24 protein-coding genes are annotated in these 20,496 nt (G+C 75.9%); 7 read left to right on the top strand and 17 right to left on the bottom strand.

Going from position 1 to position 20,496, the window contains the following annotated elements:
* The 4 genes from D476_RS33010 to D476_RS0111790 form a co-directional block, all read right to left on the bottom strand.
* The coding region (locus tag D476_RS33010) for a hypothetical protein (RefSeq protein ID WP_040726097.1) at nucleotides 1–185 on the bottom strand (185 nt) is incomplete at its 3' end.
* A gap of 992 nt (nucleotides 186–1,177) precedes the next feature.
* Complete coding sequence (locus D476_RS0111780; protein WP_017624154.1) at nucleotides 1,178–1,684, bottom strand: YbaK/EbsC family protein; 507 nt, start codon at nucleotides 1,682–1,684, stop codon at nucleotides 1,178–1,180.
* A gap of 181 nt (nucleotides 1,685–1,865) precedes the next feature.
* A complete protein-coding gene (locus D476_RS0111785) occupies nucleotides 1,866–2,333 on the bottom strand; it encodes a hypothetical protein (protein WP_017624155.1) in 468 nt (155 codons plus the stop codon).
* A 12-nt stretch (nucleotides 2,334–2,345) separates the two neighbouring features.
* Nucleotides 2,346–2,930, bottom strand: coding sequence for an RNA polymerase sigma factor (locus D476_RS0111790; protein WP_017624156.1), 585 nt, complete (start codon nucleotides 2,928–2,930; stop codon nucleotides 2,346–2,348).
* Nucleotides 2,931–3,148: 218 nt separating this feature from the next.
* Here D476_RS0111790 and D476_RS0111795 point away from each other — a divergent pair, with 218 nt between their 5' ends.
* Nucleotides 3,149–3,643, top strand: coding sequence for a DUF3145 domain-containing protein (locus D476_RS0111795; protein WP_026123431.1), 495 nt, complete (start codon nucleotides 3,149–3,151; stop codon nucleotides 3,641–3,643).
* A 43-nt stretch (nucleotides 3,644–3,686) separates the two neighbouring features.
* On the opposite strand, the gene D476_RS0111800 is transcribed toward D476_RS0111795, so the two are convergent.
* The 8 genes from D476_RS0111800 to D476_RS0111840 form a co-directional block, all read right to left on the bottom strand.
* On the bottom strand, nucleotides 3,687–4,190 hold the full coding sequence (locus tag D476_RS0111800; RefSeq protein ID WP_017624158.1) for a DUF1707 SHOCT-like domain-containing protein: 504 nt from the start codon (nucleotides 4,188–4,190) through the stop codon (nucleotides 3,687–3,689).
* Between the two features lie 55 nt (nucleotides 4,191–4,245).
* Nucleotides 4,246–4,671 (bottom strand): DUF1707 SHOCT-like domain-containing protein, encoded by a 426-nt coding sequence (locus D476_RS0111805; RefSeq protein WP_017624159.1) that lies wholly within the window; start codon nucleotides 4,669–4,671, stop codon nucleotides 4,246–4,248.
* A 181-nt stretch (nucleotides 4,672–4,852) separates the two neighbouring features.
* Entirely contained in the window at nucleotides 4,853–5,353 is a 501-nt protein-coding gene (locus D476_RS0111810; protein ID WP_017624160.1) for a DUF1707 SHOCT-like domain-containing protein, read from the bottom strand.
* Nucleotides 5,354–5,684: 331 nt separating this feature from the next.
* Nucleotides 5,685–6,500 carry a 3'(2'),5'-bisphosphate nucleotidase CysQ family protein gene (locus tag D476_RS0111815; protein WP_017624161.1) on the bottom strand — a complete coding sequence of 272 codons (816 nt, stop codon included), beginning with the start codon at nucleotides 6,498–6,500 and terminating at the stop codon, nucleotides 5,685–5,687.
* Nucleotides 6,497–7,510 carry an ATP-grasp domain-containing protein gene (locus tag D476_RS0111820; protein WP_017624162.1) on the bottom strand — a complete coding sequence of 338 codons (1,014 nt, stop codon included), beginning with the start codon at nucleotides 7,508–7,510 and terminating at the stop codon, nucleotides 6,497–6,499. Before D476_RS0111820 ends, D476_RS0111815 begins: the two co-directional genes overlap by 4 nt.
* 443 nt (nucleotides 7,511–7,953) lie before the next feature.
* Nucleotides 7,954–8,586: an HAD family hydrolase gene (locus D476_RS0111825; RefSeq protein ID WP_040726100.1), complete on the bottom strand. Its 633-nt coding sequence runs from the start codon at nucleotides 8,584–8,586 to the stop codon at nucleotides 7,954–7,956.
* 169 nt (nucleotides 8,587–8,755) lie between these two features.
* Nucleotides 8,756–9,292, bottom strand: a complete 537-nt coding sequence (locus D476_RS0111830; protein ID WP_017624164.1) for a YbhB/YbcL family Raf kinase inhibitor-like protein — start codon at nucleotides 9,290–9,292, stop codon at nucleotides 8,756–8,758.
* A gap of 653 nt (nucleotides 9,293–9,945) precedes the next feature.
* Nucleotides 9,946–10,674, bottom strand: a complete 729-nt coding sequence (locus D476_RS0111840; protein WP_017624166.1) for a PIG-L deacetylase family protein — start codon at nucleotides 10,672–10,674, stop codon at nucleotides 9,946–9,948.
* 170 nt (nucleotides 10,675–10,844) lie between these two features.
* Between D476_RS0111840 and D476_RS0111845 the strand changes: the two genes are divergently transcribed.
* On the top strand, nucleotides 10,845–11,603 hold the full coding sequence (locus D476_RS0111845; RefSeq protein ID WP_017624167.1) for an SDR family oxidoreductase: 759 nt from the start codon (nucleotides 10,845–10,847) through the stop codon (nucleotides 11,601–11,603).
* A 40-nt stretch (nucleotides 11,604–11,643) separates the two neighbouring features.
* Here the strand turns inward: D476_RS0111845 and D476_RS0111850 are convergent, their stop codons facing one another.
* The 4 genes from D476_RS0111850 to D476_RS0111865 all read right to left on the bottom strand — a co-directional run bounded on the left by D476_RS0111850 (nucleotide 11,644) and on the right by D476_RS0111865 (nucleotide 14,958).
* On the bottom strand, nucleotides 11,644–12,441 hold the full coding sequence (locus tag D476_RS0111850; protein ID WP_026123432.1) for an oxygenase MpaB family protein: 798 nt from the start codon (nucleotides 12,439–12,441) through the stop codon (nucleotides 11,644–11,646).
* Between the two features lie 671 nt (nucleotides 12,442–13,112).
* Nucleotides 13,113–14,183 (bottom strand): P1 family peptidase, encoded by a 1,071-nt coding sequence (locus D476_RS0111855; RefSeq protein WP_017624169.1) that lies wholly within the window; start codon nucleotides 14,181–14,183, stop codon nucleotides 13,113–13,115.
* Nucleotides 14,184–14,185: 2 nt separating this feature from the next.
* A complete protein-coding gene (locus D476_RS0111860; RefSeq protein WP_017624170.1) occupies nucleotides 14,186–14,392 on the bottom strand; it encodes a hypothetical protein in 207 nt (68 codons plus the stop codon).
* A 110-nt stretch (nucleotides 14,393–14,502) separates the two neighbouring features.
* Nucleotides 14,503–14,958, bottom strand: coding sequence for a hypothetical protein (locus D476_RS0111865; RefSeq protein WP_017624171.1), 456 nt, complete (start codon nucleotides 14,956–14,958; stop codon nucleotides 14,503–14,505).
* A 145-nt stretch (nucleotides 14,959–15,103) separates the two neighbouring features.
* Between D476_RS0111865 and D476_RS0111870 the strand changes: the two genes are divergently transcribed.
* The 5 genes from D476_RS0111870 (at nucleotide 15,104) to D476_RS0111890 (ending at nucleotide 20,213) form a co-directional block, all read left to right on the top strand.
* The gene (locus D476_RS0111870) at nucleotides 15,104–15,889 is read left to right on the top strand and encodes a DsbA family protein (RefSeq protein WP_017624172.1); all 786 of its coding nucleotides are present in this window, start codon (nucleotides 15,104–15,106) and stop codon (nucleotides 15,887–15,889) included.
* Between the two features lie 3 nt (nucleotides 15,890–15,892).
* Nucleotides 15,893–16,816 (top strand): cytochrome c biogenesis CcdA family protein, encoded by a 924-nt coding sequence (locus D476_RS0111875; RefSeq protein WP_017624173.1) that lies wholly within the window; start codon nucleotides 15,893–15,895, stop codon nucleotides 16,814–16,816.
* Nucleotides 16,813–18,150: a PQQ-binding-like beta-propeller repeat protein gene (locus D476_RS33015; RefSeq protein WP_017624174.1), complete on the top strand. Its 1,338-nt coding sequence runs from the start codon at nucleotides 16,813–16,815 to the stop codon at nucleotides 18,148–18,150. Before D476_RS0111875 ends, D476_RS33015 begins: the two co-directional genes overlap by 4 nt.
* Before the next feature lie 729 nt (nucleotides 18,151–18,879).
* Complete coding sequence (locus tag D476_RS0111885; protein WP_017624175.1) at nucleotides 18,880–19,254, top strand: BlaI/MecI/CopY family transcriptional regulator; 375 nt, start codon at nucleotides 18,880–18,882, stop codon at nucleotides 19,252–19,254.
* Nucleotides 19,251–20,213 (top strand): M56 family metallopeptidase, encoded by a 963-nt coding sequence (locus D476_RS0111890; RefSeq protein WP_017624176.1) that lies wholly within the window; start codon nucleotides 19,251–19,253, stop codon nucleotides 20,211–20,213. The genes D476_RS0111885 and D476_RS0111890 overlap by 4 nt, the downstream gene beginning before the upstream one ends.
* Before the next feature lie 36 nt (nucleotides 20,214–20,249).
* Here the strand turns inward: D476_RS0111890 and D476_RS0111895 are convergent.
* The coding region (locus tag D476_RS0111895; RefSeq protein ID WP_026123434.1) for an SAM-dependent methyltransferase at nucleotides 20,250–20,496 on the bottom strand (247 nt) is incomplete at its 5' end.

The following is a 20,496-nucleotide window of genomic DNA, read 5'->3' on the forward strand; positions in this document are numbered from 1 at the left end:
GCGGGGTCGCCCTCCTCGTGCTGGCAGATGCCGATCGTGCACAGGGCGTGCGCCCGCGTCTCGGGGGCGGGGGCGGAGGCGAGGACCTCCTCCGCCCAGGCACGCGCGGCGGCGGGGTCGCGGGCGACGAGTGTCGCGGGGTCGTCGGTCGTGTCGAACGGTCGTCGGGGGCGCGGGCTCTCCAATGGCGGCACCTCTCGCCGGGGGATGGACCGGTCGGTCCGGAAGACACGGATGCTGGCGCACAACGCACGGAAGACCGGTGCAATGCGCTCCAGAGCCTTGTTAGCAACCCGAAGGCCGCACGGGGAGCCCGATCGGGCGGGTTGTGGAAGACGCCGGTCGGCGAAGGGTGGTGAACCCCCGCATTTCCCTTGCGAGGGTGTGCGGGCACAAGCCGCCGGACGCCGGCCCGAAATGGGGAGCCGGGCGAACGCGGGTCGCCCGAATGGGAAAAGCCCAGGCCAGAACGGCCCCGGTATCGGCGAACCTGGCCACCAGGTTCCGTCGCCGCAGGTGGGGACGGGCGTAGTGAGGTGACCGACATACCGGGAAGACAGGCGAGATGCGCGGCCGTGTCCCTGATGACGTGGACCGGAGTATTCGTCGCGATACGGGAACGGCCGCACCCGAGGCCGAGCGGCCGGGAGGCGATTCGGCGCGGTGCGGTACGGGAGGCGTGGACGGACGGGGTCCGGCGCCCCTCACCGCGGCGCCGTCGCCCCTCAGGCATGCACGTGGTCATCGGAGAGGGCGACGACAGCAGCGGGGCACCGAATCCGTTCTGGTATCGCGACGAACGCACGCGCGCGGCCCGTCCGGGTGTCGAACAAGGTGCGGGAGGCTTTCCCCGCCCCGAGGACTCGGGGTCAGGGCCGGTGGTGATGGAACGGAACCGTCTTCCGGATGGTGTGCGCTGGAGTGGTGGAACTTCTGCCGACTGCGGCCGCCCGACGAAGGGCGGGGCGCAGGTCGGGGCTTCTCAGGCGGCCCGGTCCGCCCCCCAGGGGCACAACCAGCAGGCTGACCTGGCCGGACGGAACTTCCACCACCCCAGCGGACGTGACCGTCTTCCGGGCGCCTCGGGCGGCCCGGGGGAGCTCTGCGGAGAATCGACGCCTGATCAGTGATTTCGCGGCCATCCCGCTCAGCCCTGAGGGCGCGGCTGCCGCTCGGCCTACTCGGCCACGGGGAGGGAGCGGCCCTTCGTCAAGCGGACGAGTTCGTCGTGGGTCGTGGGGAAGACCGTCTCCGGTGTTCCCGCCGCTGCCCAGATGCGGTCGTAGTCGGCCAGGGCCTCGTCCACCACCGTCGTCAGCGGGGTCGGGTGGCCCACCGGGGCCACGCCTCCGATCGCCTGGCCCGTCGCCGTCCGCACCTGCTCGGGCTCGGCCCGGTCCAGCCTCGGCAGGTCGAGGCGGGCCGCCAGGGCCTTGGTCGCCACGCGGTGGCGCCCGCTCGTCAGTACCAGGACCGGTGCCTCCCCGGCCATGAACACCAGGCTGTTCGCGATCGCCCCGACCTCGCTCCCCAGCGCCTGCGCCGCCAGGGCCGCCGTGCGGGCCGACTCCTCCAGCCGCCGGACCTGCGGCCGCACCCCCGCGGCCTGCAACGCCTCGGCCACCTGCCTGCTGCGCTCGGGCAGCTCCTCCAGGGGCGTCTCGGGGGCGCTGTTCTCGGACATGGTGCCTCCTCCTCGGATGGGGCGTGGACCGCGCGGCAAGCGTGGGGGATCGCGGACCCGGGGTTCCCACGGGAATGGGATCGCCGGAGATCCTATGATCGGCCGCGCCGCCGCACCACCGGGCGGAGGAGGGCAGAGGAGATCGGGGCCGGGGAGAGGCGCCATGCCCCCGGGGAGGGGGTCACATCGAGATCCAGCGCGTCGCCAGCCTCGGACCGCCGCCGTCGTGGACCAGCAGGCGCACCGGCCCGCGCGGCACCGCGCGTGCGGTGAAGCCCCCTCCTCCGTCCATCGCGAACTCACGCGCGCCGAACGGGCTGCGCACCTCCACCGCTTCTCCCAGCGGCGGAACGACCCGGCCCGCGACCCTGCGCTCGTCGCCGTGCTCGCTGATCTCCAGGCGCACCTCGACCCCGGCCCCCCGCAGCACCACATAGCGCGGCCCCGACACCGCGCTCGGGCGCACCCCGCCGGGCCGCTCCAGCGAGTCGTCCACGACTTCGGCGACCGGCGCCTCCACCGCGCGGGCCGCGAACGCGCCGTCCGCCGCCCGGCGCACCCGGTCCGACATGGGCCCCGCCTCGGGTCTGCCCCGCCGCAGTTCGGCGATCAGCAGGTCGGCCCGCTCGTCCTCGCCCCGTCCCCGCACAGCGCCTCCCGCTCACACGTCCACCGCGTCCGACCCCCGAAGCAGCCTCAGCAGCCGCCGCCGCGCCCGGCGGCGCACCGACGCCACCTCCTCCAGGGCCAGCCCGGTGCAGTCCGCCACCTCCGCCGCCGGTGCCCCCGGCCGGTGCAGGTCCAGCGCCAGCACCGTGCGCTCGGGCTCCTCGATCGCGGCGATGGCCTCCCGCACCCCGCGGTCCTCCTCGGCCCGCAGGAACTCCGATTCGGGGGTGCGGTGGTCGACCGGGTCCAGCAGCCGCGCCCCCTCCCCGGCCTCCAGCGCCCGCGCGCGCCGTGCCAGCCGCGCCTGCCGGGCCGATTCCCGGTGCGTGGTCCGGGCGATCCACGACCCGATCCGCTCCGGGGAGCGGATGTCGTCGAGGTGCTCGGCGAGCCTGCACCACACGGTCTGCCGGGCGTCCTCGGCGTCCTGCCCCGCCAGCCCGTGGCAGTGCACGACGGCGTCCACCATCAGCTCGTAGCGACGGATCAGGGCCCGCCAGGCGGCGTGGTCGCCGTCGGCGGCCCGGCCGACCAGTTCGGCGGCGGAGGTGGAGGCGTCTCGGGTCTGGTCACTCAACGGCCCCCCAAGTAGACTCACCGGACCTGCCACACCTGGGGTCACGCTAACCGCCGCGCAACCCTCCGCGGGCGGGAATGCCGGATCCGGCCACCTCCGCCCTGGTGCCATTGGTGCCCATGGGGCACAATGGCCCGAGGAGAACTCCCGAACGGACGGCTCCTCTGCGGAAGAACGAGGGCGACGGGGAAGCGCACTCGTTCGTATCAGGAGGTTCGGTGTCCGCACGTGGCGTCTTGTATGTCCACTCCGCGCCCGCGGCGCTGTGCCCACACGTCGAGTGGGCGGTCGCGGGCGTCGTCGGTGTGCCCGTGAAACTCGACTGGGACGACCAGCCGGCGGCACCCGGCACGCATCGCGCGGAGTTGAACTGGCAGGGCGCGCCCGGCATGTCCGGCGCGCTCGCCTCAGCACTGAACGGCTGGCAGCGCCTGCGCTTCGAGGTGACCGAGGAGGCCACCCCGGGGTGCGACGGCGTCCGCTACAGCTACACCCCGTCCCTGGGTGTCTTCACCGCCGTCACCAGCGCCGCGGGCGAGGTCCTGGTCTCCGAGGCGCGGCTGCGCACCGCCATGGACCGGGCCGCCGCCGAGGAGGCCGACCTGGCCGAGGAGCTGGACCGCCTCACCGGCCGGGTCTGGGACGAGGAGCTGGAACCCTTCCGCTACGCCGGCGACGGCGCCCCCGTCCGCTGGCTGCACGCCGCGGGCTGACCCGCCCGGGGGCGACCCCCGGCGGCCGCGCCCCCGACCGGCGTCAGCGCCCGTCGGGCGGAGGCCACGGGCGGTCGGACCGGCCCTGGCCGCGGTCGGGCGGGCGCTGGTACGCCCCGCTCAGCGCCCCGGCGAAGGTGAACACGAACATGAACCCGATCGGGATCAGCGGCCAGAACGGCAGCAGCCCCCCGGCGATGACGCTGGTGACGCCCCAGATGCCGATCAGCACCACCGACACCGCGGCCAGCCCCCGCCACGGCTCCAGGCGGCGGTGCCACTCCCGGGACCGGTCGGTCTCGGGCGCCTGCGCCTCGGGCCTCCGGGCCGGCGGACGCAGCACCTCCGGCGGCGGTGCGGGCAGGTCCCGGGTGAGCGGGGACAGGTCGCCCAAGGTCACCGAGGCCATGGCCCGGTCCAGCCGCTCGTGGTACTCATCCAGGGCCAGCCTGCCCTCCTGGAGGGCGTGCCCCAGGTGCCGTGCGACGGCGTCCCGGTCGGCGTCCGAGGCGCGCATCCGCTCCGGCGGCAGCCGCTCGTCGTCCATCGTCGTCACTCCCTCCGGCGCACCGGGGACCGGTCCGCGTCCGGCCGCCCCCGGCTCACCGCCGACGGCCCGAGTTCTCGTCCGGCCAGATCGCGGCCGCGACCAGGATCGCGGCCCAGATCCCCAGCGGGACCAGCGGCCAGAACGGCAACAGCGCGCCGCCCATGATGCTGGTCACGCCCCAGATTCCGGTCATGATCACGGCACCGCCGAGCCACCAGCGCCACTCGTCGACCCATTCCTTCCACGGGGAGGCCGCCTCGCCCCCGGCGGCGGCGACCAGCGGCCGCTCCTCGACCGGGGCCGGCGGCGGGGGCGGCTCGGGCAGGTCGGCGGTCAGGGCGCGCAGGTCGCCCAGGTGCACCGCCGCCATCGCCGCGTCCAGCCTGCGCTCGTACTCCTGCAGGTCCAGGCGGCCCTCCGCGAGGGCGGTCGCGAGGCGTTCGGCGGTGGCGTCCCGGTCGGCGTCCGAGGCGCGCATACGGCTCTCGGGAACGCGTTCGTCGTCCACCAACGCCCACCCCCTGCCGCATGATGATGGGAGATTTCACGATACGCGCCGCCGTGGCGGGAGAAAAGGCTCTGTGCGGGCGCGAGGACCGGGGCGGGGCGGGTGGGAGGCGTGTGGGCGCCGGTTCCGGGCGGGCGGCCGCGGGGCCGCCTCAGCGGTCGCGGTCGCGGCGGCCGTGCCGGTGGTCGTGCCGGTGGCCGCGGCGGTGGCCACCGCCGCCGATCATGCCGGCGATGACGACCAGCGCCCAGATGCCCAGCGGGATGATCGGCCAGAAGGTGGTGAACCCCCCGGCCAGGACGCTGGTCAGCCCCCAGATGCCGACCATGATGACCGCGCCCCCGGCCCAGGACCGCCAGGCCTCGGCCTGCTCCCTCCACAGCGAGGGGGCGCTGTCCGCGCCGGTCACGGCCAGGTCCACGGGCCCCTCCGCGCGGGGAGCGGGGGCGGGGGCGCCCGCGGGCGGCAGGTCGGCGGTGAGCGGTTCGAGGTCCCCGAGGGTGACCGCGCTCAGGGCGGCGTCGAGGCGCTCGCGGTACTCGTCCTCCTTGAGCCGCCCCTCCGACAGCGCGGCCGCCAGCCGCTCGGCGACGGCGTCGCGGTCGCTGTCGGCGGCCCGGTAATGGCCGGGCCGCGCTGCGGAGCTCTCCATGGCTCGCCTCCTCTTCCCCCCGTGGTCCCCGTGTCGAGGACGCCGTCGGCGGCCTCCCTTCGAGGGTAGACCCGGCGTTCCGGCGAGGGCATCGGCTCGTGGGCCGGTCCGGTGTCCTCCGAACGGAGGACACCGGACCGGCGCGACCGCCGCAAGGGCGTGTTGATCGGATCATGGCCGTAGAAGGCACCGGCGGCGCCATGTCCGTCGCAAGGCCGCTGTGTCTCCCGAGAAGCAGGGGAGTCGGCCCGGGCGTGCCGTCGACCGATGAGAACGCGGCGAGGGGTGCGCCCGGGCGTCGTGCAGCAGGTCATGATCCGATCAACACGCCCTACCCCCTCCCGGCGCGCCCGCGCCACCAGCGCGCCACCTCCGCGCAGGCGGCCGGCGACGACGCCCCGATCAGGCCCGTGCTCTCGTACCCGCCCTGGAAGTCGAACGGCGTCCCGTCGAGCCGGACCAGTCCCGCCCCGGCCTCCTCCAGGACCACCAGCGGCGCCGCCACGTCCCAGTCGCGCACCGGGACGTCCTTGATGAACAGCCCGGCCGCTCCCTCGGCCACACGGCACAGCTTCAGCGCGATGCTCCCGCACTCCCGGTAGGCCCCGAACCCGAAGTGCGCGTAGGCCTCGGCGGCGATCCCGCGCGGCTCCGGGGTGTTGTCGACCAGCGCCCCCGTCCCCACCGGGGCCGGTTCCAGGCGCGGCATCAGCACCCCGTTGCGGGTGGCGCCCAGCCCCCGCACCGCCGCGTACAGCACGTCGTTCTCCGGCGCGTAGATGGCGGCCAGCACCGGCCGACCGCCCTCCATCAGCGCCGCCTGCGTCACGTACCCGGGGAACCCGTGGACGTAGCTCGCGGTGCCGTCGATCGGGTCGATCAGCCAGTGCCGCTCCGGCCGCGCCGCCACCTGCGAGGCCGCGTCCTCCTCGCTGAGTACCGGCACGTCCGGGGCCAGCGCCGACAGCCGCCCGCTCAGCTCCCGGTGCGCCCGCGCGTCGGCCTCCGCCTTGAACTGGGAGCCCTCCCACACCCCGCGCACCGCGTCGGCGTCGGCGCGCCACTCCCGCAGCAGCACGCCGACCTCCAGCACCGCCGCCGTCAGGGGTGCCAGGAGCTCTCCCGGCGCGGCCCCGGGTCGGCTCATCTCGGCACCTGCACGGCGGGCTCGGGCTCGGGCTCGCGCATGGGCTCCGAGGCGGCGGGCCGCACGCCCGCCGCGGCGAACGCCTCCTCGTCGATGAAGTCGTCGGTCCAGCGGCGCACCATCACCACGCCCTCGCGCCACTCGTCGGCCAGCCGGGGCCCGCCGCACACCGCCTGCGTCAGCAGCCCGCCGACCTCGTCCACCCCGGCCGCCGTGGTCAGCGGGGCGGTGGAGGAGAAGCGCGGGTTGATCTCGAAGATGCGCGGCTCTCCGGCGGCGTCCAGGGCGAGCTGCACGTTGAACGGCCCGTCGGCGCGCAGCTCGCGCTGGACGTCCCGGCACACCCGGGCTACGCGTTCGGCGCGGCGGGTGACCGCGAACTTGGTGACGCCCCGCTTGAGCACCACCTCCTTGGGCACCACGGCCTGGACCCGCCCGTCCCGCCAGACCACCACGGAGACGGTGAACTCGGTCCCGGCCACCCGTTCCTGCACCAGCAGCTCCTCGGGGGCGTGCGTGCCGGAGGCCAGCAGGCGGGACAGGTCGCCGGGGGTGTGGCACACGGCCACCCCGCGGCTGCCCCGCCCCGAGCGCGGTTTGACCACCACGGGGGTCTGCGGCACGCCCTCCCACTCCGAGGCGAGCGCGGTCGCCGGGACCGGCAGCCCGGCGGCGGCCAGGCGGCGCATCAGCGCGTACTTGTCCAGGCAGGTGGCGATGAACTCGCGCCGGGGCAGCAGCACCTGAAGTCCGGAGGCGGCCAGCCCGCAGGCGGGCAGCAGCTCCTCGTCGACCAGGGGGATGAGTGCGGACGCGCCCTCCTCGGCGCATACGCCGCGCAGCTCGGCGGCGAAGTCGGGGTCGGTTCCGGGCGGGACCAGGCGGCAGGCGTCGGCGAGATAGAGGCCGGGCGCCGTGGAGTCGATGTCGGTGGCGACGACCCGGTACCCCAGACGCCGCAGGTGAAGGATGGTTCCGGAGGTCGGCGCCGAGCCCGCGGTCGTGACCACGACGGTCGGGCGCTCGGAAGGCTGTGCAACGGACACCGATGAACCTCTCCGCTCGATATGGGTGATGTGCATGGGTCGCGCACGGGACGGCAGGGGTCGGGCGGTTCCGCGGCGGTCCCGCCCTGGCGGGGCGGTGCCGGGCCCGGCGGGGGTGTCGATCCGTACATGTCGAGCGTAAGTCGCAGATCAGCGGGGCGCCCGGGGTTGGCCGATTCCGGTTCACAGGACAACCGGGAGGCCCTTTCGGGCGTGCTACCACGGGGTTCCACCGCGTCGGCGCCCGGTTCGTCCGGCCGAGCGTCCCGTGTCCAGGACGGTGACCGGGGCCGGGCCGGGGGCGGGGCTCCGGGGAGGACTCCCGGCGGGGCCCCGGGCCGCGCGGAGAGGCGGGGGGGGGGGGGGGGGGGGGCGCGCGCCNGCCGGTGACCGCAAACGGTCAGTGGTCAGGCGCCCGGGAGGGCGCCCATGCGTTCCTCCAGGAAGGCGCGCAGGTCCTCGGGGCCCACGTAGTGGTGGGCGTCGATGCCCTCGCGCTTGGCGGCGAGCACGTTCTCCTCCCGGTCGTCGATGAACGCGGTCCGGTCGGGCTCGGTGCCCAGCTCGTTCAGGACGTGCCGGTAGACGGCCGGGTCGGGCTTGCACAGCCGCAGGTCGCAGCTGAAGAAGAGGGACGCGAAGGGGGTGAGCACGGGGGAGTGGCGCAGCGCCCCGGCGATGTCGGAGGGGGCGTTGGAGAGCAGGGCCAGCCGGACCCCGCGCTCGGCGAGCGCGCCGACGAGGGCGGTCACCTGCGGGTCGGTGGGCAGCCAGGAGGCGACGTCGGAAGCCCACAGCGCCTGGATGCGCGCGGTGTCCCAGGCGGCTCCGGCGCGCTCGGCCACGCGCTCCCAGTACTGCGCGGCGGTCAGGCCGGCGTCGTAGGCGCGGCGCTCGTTCCAGTAGGCGCTCCAGAAGCGGTCCGCGGGGACGCCGGCGAGGCGCTCCATCGCGGCCCGGTGGGTCTCGTCCTGCGGTCGGGAGAGGACCTCGCCGAAGTCGAAGACGACGGCGGAGTACCCGGATCGCACAGAATTCATGTTCGCGCACACTCCATTCGAGTTCGTACGAACGCCAGAGAATCAGAGTGTATGTGCGATCAGGGTGCCGCGCCGGGGCGGGGCGGGGGCACGGGGCGTTGCCGCCGGTACGGGGGACGGCGGAGGCCCCCGGTGTGCGGGGGCCTCCGCCGTCAGGCGGGAGGACGGGTCACTTCTGCTCGTAGACCGGGGTGACGACGGCCCGCGCGATGGTCGTGAAGAACAGGTTGAACCCCAGGAACGCCGGGGTGGCCGAGGCGTCCACGTCCAGCCGGGGCGCCTCCACCGCGTGCACGGCGAACATGTACCGGTGCGGGCCGTGCCCGGCGGGCGGGGCCGCGCCGATGTACCGGTTGGCCCCGGCGTCGTTGCGCAGCGTCACCGCACCCTCGGGCAGCCCGGGGCCGCCCTCGCCGCCCGCTCCGGTCGGGAGCGAGGTGACGTCGGCGGGGATGTTGCACACCGCCCAGTGCCAGAACCCGCTGGCGGTGGGGGCGTCGGGGTCGAAGCAGGTCACGGCGAAGCTCTGGGTCCTCTCGGGGAAGCCCTCCCAGGCCAGGTGCGGGGAGACGTCCTCGCCCCCGGCCCCCATGATCCCGCTGACCTGGGCCATGGGGAGCGTCACCCCTTCGGCGACGTCCCGGCTGGTCACGGTGAAGGAGGGGACCTCCGGCAGGAACTCGTACGGGGAAGGCGGCTGGGCCACGGCGGGCCTCCTTGGTATCGGTCGGACAGGTGCTCTCCACACGTCTACCGCGTCGCGGCGGCGAGTGCATCCGCACCCGGACACGTCGACGCGATCAGCGCCCGCCGGTGCGCGGCGTCGGCGACTCCGACGCAGCCGCCGGCGCCTCCGTCGCTGGTACCTGGACGTGTGCCACCGCCGGTCGAGCATCTCGGCAGTCCCCTCCGGCCGCGTGCTCCGTCGGCGCCACAGGGTTCAGGTCCTTGAAGCCGAGGATCGGCAGTCCATCGCCCATGCCGGAGTGGAGCGTCCCGACGTGCACGAGCACGCCGACGCCCCTCCACCTATCGGGCCTATCGGAAGTGTCATCGGTGTCGAGCCGGAGCCGGAGGAGAGCCGACAATGAATTCGGTGAACGCGAACCGCCGACGTGATGTCCTCGGTGAAGGCGGCGTGGAGAAAGGAAGGCCCCCGCGACGGCTGCAGCCGCCCGGGGGCGTGGCGATCGGTTCCCCAGAAGCCGACGACGGAGGGACACGATCCGCCGAAACCGCCCGCTCGCACCCCGCTTGCGGCCCCGCCTCCTCGCGCACGAAGCGCTCGAAGCCGACCGGGCCGCCGCCGCCCGCCGCGCCCACGGACGACGGCTCGGCGGATGCCCCCCGACGGAGCGGTCACCGGGTGTCGACGACCTGGAACACCTCCGCCAAGCGCCCTTCGGGGAGGCCGCCCCGGACGGCTTCGGCCCCCAGCCACTCGCGCAGGCGGGGCTCAAGGGCGGACACGTCGGGGATCTGGCTCTCGTGGCAGGCCAGCGCCGCCACCTTGCGGTCGAACACCTCGGTGATGTCCGACCAGCGGTCGGCGTCCTTGCCGTGCGGGATCCACACCTGCGGCACCGTCCACGCCTCCAACCCCTCCTCGGCCAGCAGCTCGGGGTGGGCGTGCGGGTTGCGGGCGTCGGGGTACACGGCGTTGATGGCCGCCTCGCCGGTCGCCAGGTGGTCGGGGTGGCTCACCGCGATCCGCCGCCAGTCCCGGTCGGGGCTGGGCATGACCAGCCGCTGCGGCCGCACCTGCCGGATCACCCGGGCGATGTCGCGGCGCAGCTCCAGCGTGGGCAGCACCCGCCCGTCCGGGTATCCCAGGAACCGCACGTCGTGCACGCCGACGGCGGCGGCGGCCTTGCGCTGCTCGGCCCGGCGCAGCTCGGCCATGCCCGTCCCGTCCACGGTCCGCTCATCGCCCCCGGCGTCGCCGTCGGTGACCATCAGGTAGACGACCTCGGTCCCGGCCCGCGTCCACAGCGCCACGGTGCCCGCGCACCCGAAGTCGACGTCGTCGGGGTGGGCCATCACCACGAGGGCGCGCTCGACCGTGTCCTGCTCGTCTGCGACCGGCATCGGCACCGGCCTCCTTCCGTTCAGGGGCGACGCCCCCATCGTAGGTCCGGCCCGGCGCGCCGCCCGGGGCGCCCGGGCCGTGGGGGAGGCGGGCGGCGGTGGCAGGATGGCGGGGCCCACTCCGCGGGGAACCGCCGCGGAGTGGCGGCCGAGACGACGAGGAGGAAGCGGTGGATCTGGGCATCGAGGGCCGGTCCTACATCGTGACCGGGGCGACGAGCGGGCTGGGCCTGGCGACGGCCCGCGCGCTCCTGGAGGACGGGGCGCGGGTGCTGGTGTCCTCGCGCGGCCCCGAGCGGGTCGAGGCGGTCACCGCCGAACTGGAGGCCGACCACCCGGGCCGGGTGCGCGGGCTGGCCGCCGACAACGGCGACCCGGACGCGGCCGCACGCCTGGTCGCGGCCGCCGCCGAGGCGTGGGGCGGGCTCGACGGGCTGCTCGTGAGCGTCGGCGGGCCGCCCCCGGGCGGGGTGCTGTCGGCCACCGACGAGCAGTGGGCGGGCGCGTTCGACACCGTCTTCCTGGGCGCGCTGCGGCTGGCCCGCACCGCCGCCGAGCGGATGGGGGAGGGCGGCGCGATCGGGTTCGTGCTCTCCAGCTCGGTGCGCCAGCCCATCGCGAACCTGGCGATCTCCAACGGGCTCCGGCCGGGCCTGGCGATGGCGGCCAAGACCCTCGCCGACGAGCTGGGCCCACGCGGTATCCGGGTGAACAGCCTGCTGCCGGGGCGCATCTCCACCCCGCGCATCCAGCAGCTGGAGGCGGCCGCCCCCGAGGAGTCCCGCAAGCGGGACGCGGCGGTGCCGCTCGGGCGGGCCGGGCGCCCCGACGAGTTCGGGAAGGTGGCGGCGTTCCTGCTGTCCCCGGCGGCGTCCTACGTCACCGGCACCTGCATGGCCGTGGACGGGGGAGCGATCCGCTCGCTCTGAGCGCCCGCGCGCCCGCGCGGCCGGTCCCCTTGCGCCGTCCTCAGCGCCGCACGGGTCGGCCGCGCGCGGCCCGGCGCCGCATGTCACGGAGGTAGAGGTCCCGGGGCAGCGTGCGCACACGCAGGGGGAGGCGCGGGTAGACGGCCCTGACGACGGCGAAGAACCGGTCGAACCGGCGGCGCCGGCGCTCGTCCCACGCCAGCCCGAAGCCCTCGCGGATGTTCGGCGGCAGCATGCCCGAGGCGATGAACCGCTGGATGGCGGTGAGGGGCCGCAGCGCCCGGTTGCGCGGGGTGAACAGGTCCCGCGCGATGTCTCGGGCGGCGCCGCTCACCTCGATGCCCTCGACCGTCTCCTTCCAGTAGCGCTCGAAGGAGGGGAGATCGGCGGGCCAGCGGTCCCCGGGGCACCCGAGCGCGGTCGCGAACAGGGCGCACTGGCCCAGCAGCTCCTCCTTCTCCTGGGGGGAGAGTTCACCGAAGACGAGCCCGTGGATGCGGACGGCGCCCTCGTAGAGGGTGGCCGCCACCCACACCTGGAGGTCGGGGTCGCGCGCGTCGTAGCCGGGGCCGACGACGTGCCGGTGCACCGCCCGCACGATGCGCGCGACGCGCTCCGCCTCCTCGCGGGTGCCGAAGACGCTCCCGTAGACGAAGGTGAGGGTGCCGCGCAGCCGGTCCAGGGGGCGGGAGGCGAAGTCGCTGTGGTCGCGGACCCCCTGCCCGACGGACGGGTGGGCGACCTGGAGGAGGATGGCGTACGCCGCGGCCAGGAGTGTGGACGCCTCCCGGTTCACCCTCCTGATGACCGTGTCGTCGGTGAACATCCCCTGACCCATGTGGCTCACGGTAACCGGCTCCGTCGTGGGAGGAAAGCGGACGCTCGGTGGGCCGCCGACAGGGGGTCTCCGCCAGGCGGCCGCCCGGGGCGGAGGTCGGGTCATCCCGGCGCCCGCCATGACCCCGGGGAGCTCCTCGGCCGTGTGGCCGTCGGCCACGATCGCCGGGAGGCCCTCCGGGCACCGGCCGGTGGGGTGGGGGTGGAGGGGCGGCGACGAAGGATCGTTTCCCTTCGGGGAGCGCTGCCGGGAGGGTCGCCGATCTTTCCTCGTCGTCGCCCCTCTCCACACTCCGGTGGCCTGCTGCCTGGCCAGGGGGCGTCGGGGGTACCTGCTGTGCCGTTGCCTTCCCGGACCGTGAGGGGGTTGCCGCCTGGCGGGCGGGGCCGGGGAACGGTCCCGCTTCCGCCGTCGCTGCCCCACACGGCGACCGCACGCGCCCGACACCCGACGACGCTGCTGCGGGGGCTGCCGACGTCTCCTCGTCGCCGTCCGCCACCGGGCGCTCCCGACCGTGGCGCGAGCACGGCTCGGCCGGCGCCGCCGGGGCGGCGTTCGGCCCCGGCACCACCCGCGCCGGGTCGCCCCGGGGCCGCAGGCACGCGGACACGGCGAGGCCGACCAGGGGGAGGCCCGCGGCCAATCCCTGGAGGCGTGCAGGGCGTGGCCGGTCACGTGCTCCCGTCGCCGACCCCGCCACCCGCCCCGCCGTCGGGGAACGCGGACGGGAACACCGTGCGGTACGAGCGGGCGTGTGGACCGCCCCGTGCGGCCAGGACGGCATGGGCGATCGCGCGGGCGAACACCTCCGGGGCCGCGCCCAGCACCCGCTGGAAGTCCTCCAGATCAGCCGGGCCCGCCCCGGTGGCCAGCGCGAACACCGTGTCCCCGTCGACCATGGTGTGCGACGGGCGGACCGCCCGGCCCAGGCCGTCGTGGGCCGCCGACGCCAGCTTGGCGGCCTGCGCCTTGGTCAGCCCGAGGTCGGTGGCGACCACGCCGATGGTGGTGTTCTCAGCGGCGAGCCGCACCTCCGCAGGCCCGCCCCAGGCCGCGACCTCCTCGGCGGAGGGCGCCCGCAGGCCGCCGAACTCCCCGCCGAGGGGCTCCTGCGCCCCGTACACCTCCCCGGTGGCGGGGGCGACCGCGCTCCCGGCGCCGTTGACCGCGACCAGGGCGCCGACCACGGTGCCGTCCGGCAGCACCGCGCTGGCCGAGCCGACGCCCCCGGCCAGCCCGCCGACCACCGCGCCCGTCCCGGCTCCGACCGCGCCCGTCTCCAGGGCCCGCCCCTCCGGTGCGGCCACGGCATCGTCGTAGGCCGCCGCGCCCATCGCCGCGTCGGGAACGTTGCGGAACACCCCGCCCCGCTTCAGGTCGAACAGGACCGCCGCGGGCACGATCGGCACGCATTCGCCGGGCCCGCCCACCGGCAGCCCCACACCGGCGTCGGCGAGCCGGTGCACCACCCCGCCCGCCGCGTCCAGCCCGAACGCCGACCCGCCGCTGAGCACGACCGCGTGCACCCGCTCCACCAGGTTGCGCGGGTCGAGCAGGTCGGTCTCGCGGGTGCCCGGCGCCGCTCCGCGCACGTCCACGCCGCCCACCGCGCCCTCGGGAGGCGCGAGCACCACGGTGGTGCCGGTCCGCCACCCGTCTCCGGTGCGGTGCGCGTGCCCGACACGCAGCCCGGCCACGTCGGTGATCGCGTTGGCCGGACCGGTGCGCTGACCTCGGACCATGGCTATCCCTCTTCTTCCCGGTGCAGCGTCTTGGCGGTGGACGCGTCCCCGACCCGGTCACGCGGCAACCCGGCCGGGCCCACGCGAGCCACTGTGGGGGCGGGCACGAGGAACAGCCGGTCGGCCGCCGCGTCCCCGGACGGTCCCGGCCGCACCTGCTCGGTCCGGCACGGCTCGTCGACGCCGGGGCCGTCGGGGACTGTGGTCACCGTTCCTCCTCTGCCGCGCATGGTGTGCGCCCGGCGCGTGCGGGGGTGCGCACGCGGTCAGGGTAGGCGCCCGGGGAGAGCCGCGCGAGGTGTTCCGGCGCCCCTGTGGATCACGCCGTGGCGCCGACCCCGCACGACCTCTGGGCGCGCAGCCGGGAGCGCAGGGCGAAGGCCAGGAGGAGCAGGCCCGCCACCGCCAGGACCGGCTGCAGCGGGGCGAACCAGGTCAGTGCCCCGGACGTGCCCAGGGCCAGAAGCACCAGCTTGTTGCACACCGGGCAGCCGATCGCGAACCAGGACAGCACGGTGCCGCCCAATCCTGTGCGGCCCGGCCCCGGGGCGTCGGCGGCGGCCCGGTCCTGCGGCCCCGTGCGCACGTAGGTGGCCAGAAGCAGTCCCGACAGCACCGAGGCGGCCGCCCACACCGGATAGGACCACCACGCCGGGTCGATCTCCCGGGTGAACAGGCCGTTGGGGATCAGCACGGCCGGAACCCCCAGCACGGCCAGCGCCGCCGCGGTGCCCGCGGCGGCCGTGAGCCACTGCCTGCTCGTCCACTGGCGCATCGGGGTGCGCGCTCCTCTCCTCGGGGCCGGGATCACACGCCGGGCGCCCGGCGGAGCGGACGGTCGGCACGGTGATTCTATGTAGCATAGAGATTCTTCTATCGTGCATAGAAGAACGTTCGCCGTGCCCGCCGGAAGGAGACCCATGCCGCGCGAGAAGCCCGCCCAGCGGGAACCCGGAGCGCTCTGGCCGCTGCTGCTCAGCGCCGCCATCGTGGTGGTGATCGCGGTGGGGGTCGCGGTCCGCCTCGGAGGGGGCGGCGACGAGGCCTCCGGTGCCTCCGCCTCCGGCGGGGCGGGCGCCCCGGACACCGCCGGGGGCTCGGCCGACCTGCGCGAGATGGGCGAGTCCCTGGCCCGCCGCGACGCCGACGACCCCACGGCCCTCGGCGACCCCGACGCCCCCGTCGTCCTCATCGCCTACTCCGACTTCCAGTGCCCGTTCTGCGCCAAGTGGGTCCAGGACACCCAGCCCGAGCTGGTCGACCGCTACGTCGACCCGGGCGACCTGCGCATCGAGTGGCGCGAGTTCCCCTACAAGGGCGGGACCTCCCGCACCATGGCCGTCGGCGCCCGCGCCGCCGCCGAACAGGGGGCGTTCTGGGAGTACCACGAGGCCGTCTACGCCGCCCACGATGACCTGGAGGGCACCGCCCCCGGTGCCATCGGCGCGGAGCTGGCCGCCATCGCGGAGGACATCGGCCTGGACACGGCGACCTTCGCCGAGGACCTGGAGCGCCAGGACCTCGCGGACGAGGTCGAGGCGGACTTCGCCGAGGGGCGCGACATCGGGGTGACCGGCACACCCGCCTTCCTGGTCAACGGGCAGCCCGTCATCGGCGCCCAGCCCCTCGACGTGTTCACGCAGACCATCGACCAGGCCCTGGCCGACGCCCGGGACGGGGCGGACGCGTCGGGCGGGGAGGGCTGACCGGTGGACGTCGGCTACCTCGCCGCCCTGTTCGGCGGCCTGCTCGCGCTGCTCAGCCCGTGCAGCGCGCTGCTCCTCCCGTCCTTCTTCGCCTATGCCTTCCGCAACCCGGCCGGGCTGCTCGGGCGCACCACCGTGTTCTACGCCGGGCTGTGCACCACCCTGGTCCCGCTGGGCGCCGGATCCGCCTCCATCGCCGGGTTCTTCTACGGCAACCGGGAGCTGCTGGTGGCCGTGGCCGGATGGTCGGTCATCGCCATGGGGGCCGCGCAGCTCCTCGGGCTGGGCGTGGCCGTCGGCCCGCTGGTGCGGCTGCAGGCCCGCCTGTCCGGGCGGACCGGGGCGCCGTCGGTGTACGGGCTGGGGGCGGTCTACGGCCTGGCGGGGTTCTGCTCCGGCCCGATCCTGGGCGCGGTGCTCACCGTCGCCGCCACCGGAGGGCCCGTGCGCGGCGGGCTGCTGCTCGCCGTCTACGCGCTCGGGATGGCGCTGCCGCTGTTCCTGCTGGCGCTGCTGTGGGACCGCTTCGACCTGGGCCGCCGGACCTGGCTGCGGGGGCGGGGAGTGACCCTCGGGCGGCTGCGGCTGCACACCAACAGCCTGGTGTCCGGGCTGATATTCATCGCCATCGGGGTGCTGTTCCTGGTGTACGACGGCACGGCGTCGATGGGCGCGCTGCCGGGCGTCGGCTCCCTGGAGGACCTCGCCTACCGGATCCAGCAGCCGCTGGCGGGGCTCGGGGAGTGGAGCGACCTGCCGGCCCTCGGCGCGGCGGCCGTCGCCCTGCTGGCCCTGGCCGCCGTGCGGGCGCGGCGGAGCCGGAGGGCCCGCCGCGACGGTGGGCAGGACCGCGAGGGCGCCCGCGGCGACGCCGGGGAAGGGGAGGCGGCCCCGGCCGCCAGCCGCGGAGGAGAGGCGGACCGGTGACCCGGTCCCCTGCGCCCCGAAGGGCCGCGGCCCCCGCGGTAGGGGCGGCCGCGCTGCTGCTCCTCACCGCCTGCGCCGGGCAGGCGCAACGGGAGACGGCCGACGCCGCGGTGCGCGACGACCCGCCGAGCCCGGCCCCGGCGGTCCCGGCCGCCGACGTCCCGCCCACCCTGGAGCCCGAGGCCGTGTGGGCGGCCCCGTTCTCCGCGCCGCCCAAGGCGGTCGGCGACGGGTTCGTGGGGCTGGTCATGCCCGAGGAGACCGGCGGCGACCTGGCCTTCCTCGGTGTCGGCCCGGACGGCGGCACCCGCTGGTCGCTCGCCCGCAACCCGAGCTGCACCGCGTTCGCGGCCACCCGGGACGCCGACGGCGGCGGCCTCGTCGTGGTGCTGGACAGCGACGCCGACCCCGACGGAGGAGGACTCGCCACCCGCACCACGGCCGCCGCCTACCGCCCCGACGAGGGGACCCTGGCCTGGGGGCCGGTCGAGGTGCCCGGCACGCTCATCGGCCCCGGGCTCGTCTTCGGCGCCTCGGCCGGGTCGGTCATGGGCGGGGCGTCAGGCCCCAAGGCGGCGTTGGACCCGTCCACGGGGGCGGTGGCCGCGCACGAGTCCGATCAAGAGGTCGGCACGGTCCTGCACGAATACCAGGGGGCCCTGCTCACCGAGCGGGACGGGCGGCTGCGCGCGCTGGACACGGCCACCGGACGGGAACTGTGGGACGGACCCGGCCTGGCCCCGCCCGAGGAGGCCCCCGGAGCGGAGCCCGCCCCCGGGCCGCGTCCTGCGACCGACGCGAGCGCGGTGACGGTCGTGTCCTGGCACGAGGAGGCCGCCGACGGGGCCGAGGGCGGCGAGACCGGCGACGTCGTCGGGTACACCGTGCACGACCTGCGCACCGGGCAACAGGTGGCCGCATTCGGGCCCCAGGAGGAGCCGCGCCTGGTCGGCACCTCGGACGGAAAGGCCGTCGTCTCCGGCATGGCCCCGGAGGGCGGTGGGGCCGTGGTCGGGGTCGAAACCGGGAGCGGCGACCCGCAGCGGCTCTGGCGGCGGGAGACCGCACCCGGCGAGCGCACCGAGGCGATCGTCGACGGTGTCCTGTACCTGTCGACCGGGAACCCGGAAACCGGGGCTTCCGCGGCCACGGAGGGCGCGGAGGCATCGGGCACGCGGGCCGTGGACATGCGCGACGGCGACACCTTGGGGGAAGGGGAGTGGGCCGTCCCCGTGGCGGCGGCGCCCGACGGACCGGTGCTGTTGCCGGTGGCCTCTGAGGGCCTGGGCGACACCTTCGCCGCTCTCCCCGGCGCGAGGACGGGCGGAGGGTGAAGGCGGTCCTTCGATGTGGGGCGTCGTCGGCTGGAGTGGCGCGGCGTTGCGTTGGGGCTGTGGAGGACCCGTCAAGAGGACGGGGCCCCGGGCGTCCCTGTGGTGTCGGGGCCTGTGGGACAAGCGCCTCGGAGGCCCCGTCGCCGATCGGGCCTGTCATCGCCCGCCCCGCTCCGACGGACCCCGGCCCCTGCGGCCCCCCGCAACCTGGGCGGGCCGACCCGGATCATCGCCCCGAACCCGTCGACCCCCGTGCTCGGGGACACCGGCGCCCGAGTGAAGGGGCTGCGCCTGCCGCCCGCGCGGTGCCGGATGCGGATGGAGGCCCTCCGGTGTGAAAGGGGCCGCAGGTACGGGGGCTCCCGTGCGAGTACCGCCCAGGAGTAGACGCGGGTGTGCAGATGACCAAGGACGGGTGGGGCGACACCGGAGCCGAAGGCCGAACGCAACGGTGCTGCGCTGAAGCGGTGTCACCTCCGGCGGCCGTGGCCGCCATGGGGGGCGGCCGAAGGCCGACCGCCGACAGGCAGGGCGCCGGTCACGGCCTCGGGTGGCCCTTCCCGCGGCCACCCGAGGCCGTGACGACCGCGTCGGCCCGGGCGTCTCGACCCCGGCGGAGAATCCTCGGGCCCGGCGTCCGCCGCGGGCGCGTCTGCCGCCCCCGCCGAGGACGCACCCCGGCCCGGGATCTGTTAGGTATGTCCGTACGAGGACAGGAGGAGGTGACCGATGGAGGACACCGGACTGGGGCCGCTGGAAGCGGCCGTTCTCGACCTGCTCTGGGACGCCGGAGACGGTGAGATGAGCGTCCGCCGGGTCGTCGATGCGCTGCCCGGGCGCACGCCCGCCTACACCACCATCTCCACCGTGCTGGAGAACCTGCGCCGCAAGGGCTGGGTGGACCGGCGCCGCACCGGACGGGTCTGGTTCTACCGGCCGCTCCGCGACCGCGCCGGATACGCCGCCCGCCGCATGCACGGCGCGCTCACCGACAGCGGCGACCCCCGCGCCACCCTGCTCCGCTTCGTCGACGAGATGTCCCCCGAAGACGCCGACGTTCTGCGCTCCCTCCTCGCCCAAGCCCCCCGAGAGGACGACGCGTGACCGCCGCCGCGGCCGCCCTGTCCGCCGCGCTGCTCCTCGCCGCCGCCGGACCGTCCCTGCTCGGCCGCGCTGGGCGCGCCGGAGCCCTGGCCCCCGGGACGATGCTCGGCCTGTGGACCCTGGCCACCACCGCGTGGCTGCTCACCTGCGCGGCGATGGTGCTCCTGCTGGCCGCCGAGGTCATGGGCCCGGGGCTGAAGGGCTTCGTCACCGCCTGCGTCACCCTCCTCCAGGCGGTCCGCGCCAACGACGCCGCCACCTGGGCCGCCGTGCTCGCCCCCGCGGCCGTGCTCGCCGCCGGCCGGTTCGCCTGGGTGACGCTGCGGCGCGGCCGGGACGCGGCGCGCTGGCGGCGCGACCACCGGCGCGGGCTCACCGCGGGCGCCCGCCGCCGCACCGTCGGCGGGGGGNGGCGGGTGTGGCTGGTCGACGCCGACCGGCCGCACGCCTACTGCGTGCCGGGCACGGGGGTCGTGGTCACCAGCGGCGCCCTGGATGCCCTGTCCTCCCGGCAGATGCGCGCCGTCCTCGCCCACGAGCAGGCGCACCTGCGCGGCCGCCACCACCTGCTGGTGGCCTGGGCCCGGCTGCTCGACGCCGCGTTCCCGGGCGTACCGCTGCTGCGCGCCGCGGTCCGCGAGGTCCCGGTGCTCGTCGAGTGGGCGGCCGACGACCGCGCCGCCCGGACGGTGGGCGCGGCCTCGCTGCTGCACGCCCTCGGGGCGATGGCGCTGCCCGCGCGCCCGGCGGAGCCCGCCCCGGAGGCGCTGGGCGCCGACGGCGCCTGCCCGGTGCAGCGTGCGCGCCGCCTGCTCGGCCCGGCACGGGCGGGCGGGGCCGGGCGGCGCGCCATGGCCGCCGCGGCCGCGGCCGTCCTGCTGGTGAGTCCGCCCGCGCTCACCCTGGGCGCCGCGGCCGCCACCGTGGCGACCTCCCCGCCCTGCACCTGCACGCTCTGAGCGGGGGCGGGGCAGGGCCGCAGGGGCGCCCGCTCCTCAGCGGACCCGGCCCACACCGCCGAACAGGTACACGTCCTTCACGGTTCCGACCTCGGCCTCCTCCGGCCGCCACCGGGAGCAGGACACCACGCCCGGCTCCAGCAGCTCGGTCCCACGGAAGTAGCCTTCGATCTCCGTGCGGCCGCGTGCCGTGATCGGGGTGCCTCCGCGCTCGTTCATCTCCCGCATCACCTGGAGCATCGGTTCGCCGTGGATCTCGGCGGTGGAGTGGGTCAGCACCAGG

Origin of the sequence: Nocardiopsis chromatogenes YIM 90109, from assembly GCF_000341185.1 — a bacterium.
In the GTDB taxonomy this organism is placed as follows: Bacteria; Actinomycetota; Actinomycetes; order Streptosporangiales; family Streptosporangiaceae; genus Nocardiopsis_A; species Nocardiopsis_A chromatogenes.

What these genes read in the sequence shown, in the direction of transcription:
- D476_RS0111780 (WP_017624154.1), bottom strand. Translation starts at nt 1,684, where the DNA reads ATGTCCGAGAACAGCGCCCCCGAGACGCCCCTGGAGGAGCTGCCCGAG.
- D476_RS0111800 (WP_017624158.1), bottom strand. Translation starts at nt 4,190, where the DNA reads ATGGACGACGAGCGGCTGCCGCCGGAGCGGATGCGCGCCTCGGACGCC.
- D476_RS0111805 (WP_017624159.1), bottom strand. Translation starts at nt 4,671, where the DNA reads ATGCGCGCCTCGGACGCCGACCGGGACGCCACCGCCGAACGCCTCGCG.
- D476_RS0111810 (WP_017624160.1), bottom strand. Translation starts at nt 5,353, where the DNA reads ATGGAGAGCTCCGCAGCGCGGCCCGGCCATTACCGGGCCGCCGACAGC.
- D476_RS0111815 (WP_017624161.1), bottom strand. Translation starts at nt 6,500, where the DNA reads ATGAGCCGACCCGGGGCCGCGCCGGGAGAGCTCCTGGCACCCCTGACG.
- D476_RS0111825 (WP_040726100.1), bottom strand. Translation starts at nt 8,586, where the DNA reads ATGAATTCTGTGCGATCCGGGTACTCCGCCGTCGTCTTCGACTTCGGC.
- D476_RS0111840 (WP_017624166.1), bottom strand. Translation starts at nt 10,674, where the DNA reads ATGCCGGTCGCAGACGAGCAGGACACGGTCGAGCGCGCCCTCGTGGTG.
- D476_RS0111850 (WP_026123432.1), bottom strand. Translation starts at nt 12,441, where the DNA reads ATGGGTCAGGGGATGTTCACCGACGACACGGTCATCAGGAGGGTGAAC.
- D476_RS0111855 (WP_017624169.1), bottom strand. Translation starts at nt 14,183, where the DNA reads ATGGTCCGAGGTCAGCGCACCGGTCCGGCCAACGCGATCACCGACGTG.
- D476_RS0111865 (WP_017624171.1), bottom strand. Translation starts at nt 14,958, where the DNA reads ATGCGCCAGTGGACGAGCAGGCAGTGGCTCACGGCCGCCGCGGGCACC.
- D476_RS0111870 (WP_017624172.1), top strand. Translation starts at nt 15,104, where the DNA reads ATGCCGCGCGAGAAGCCCGCCCAGCGGGAACCCGGAGCGCTCTGGCCG.
- D476_RS0111885 (WP_017624175.1), top strand. Translation starts at nt 18,880, where the DNA reads ATGGAGGACACCGGACTGGGGCCGCTGGAAGCGGCCGTTCTCGACCTG.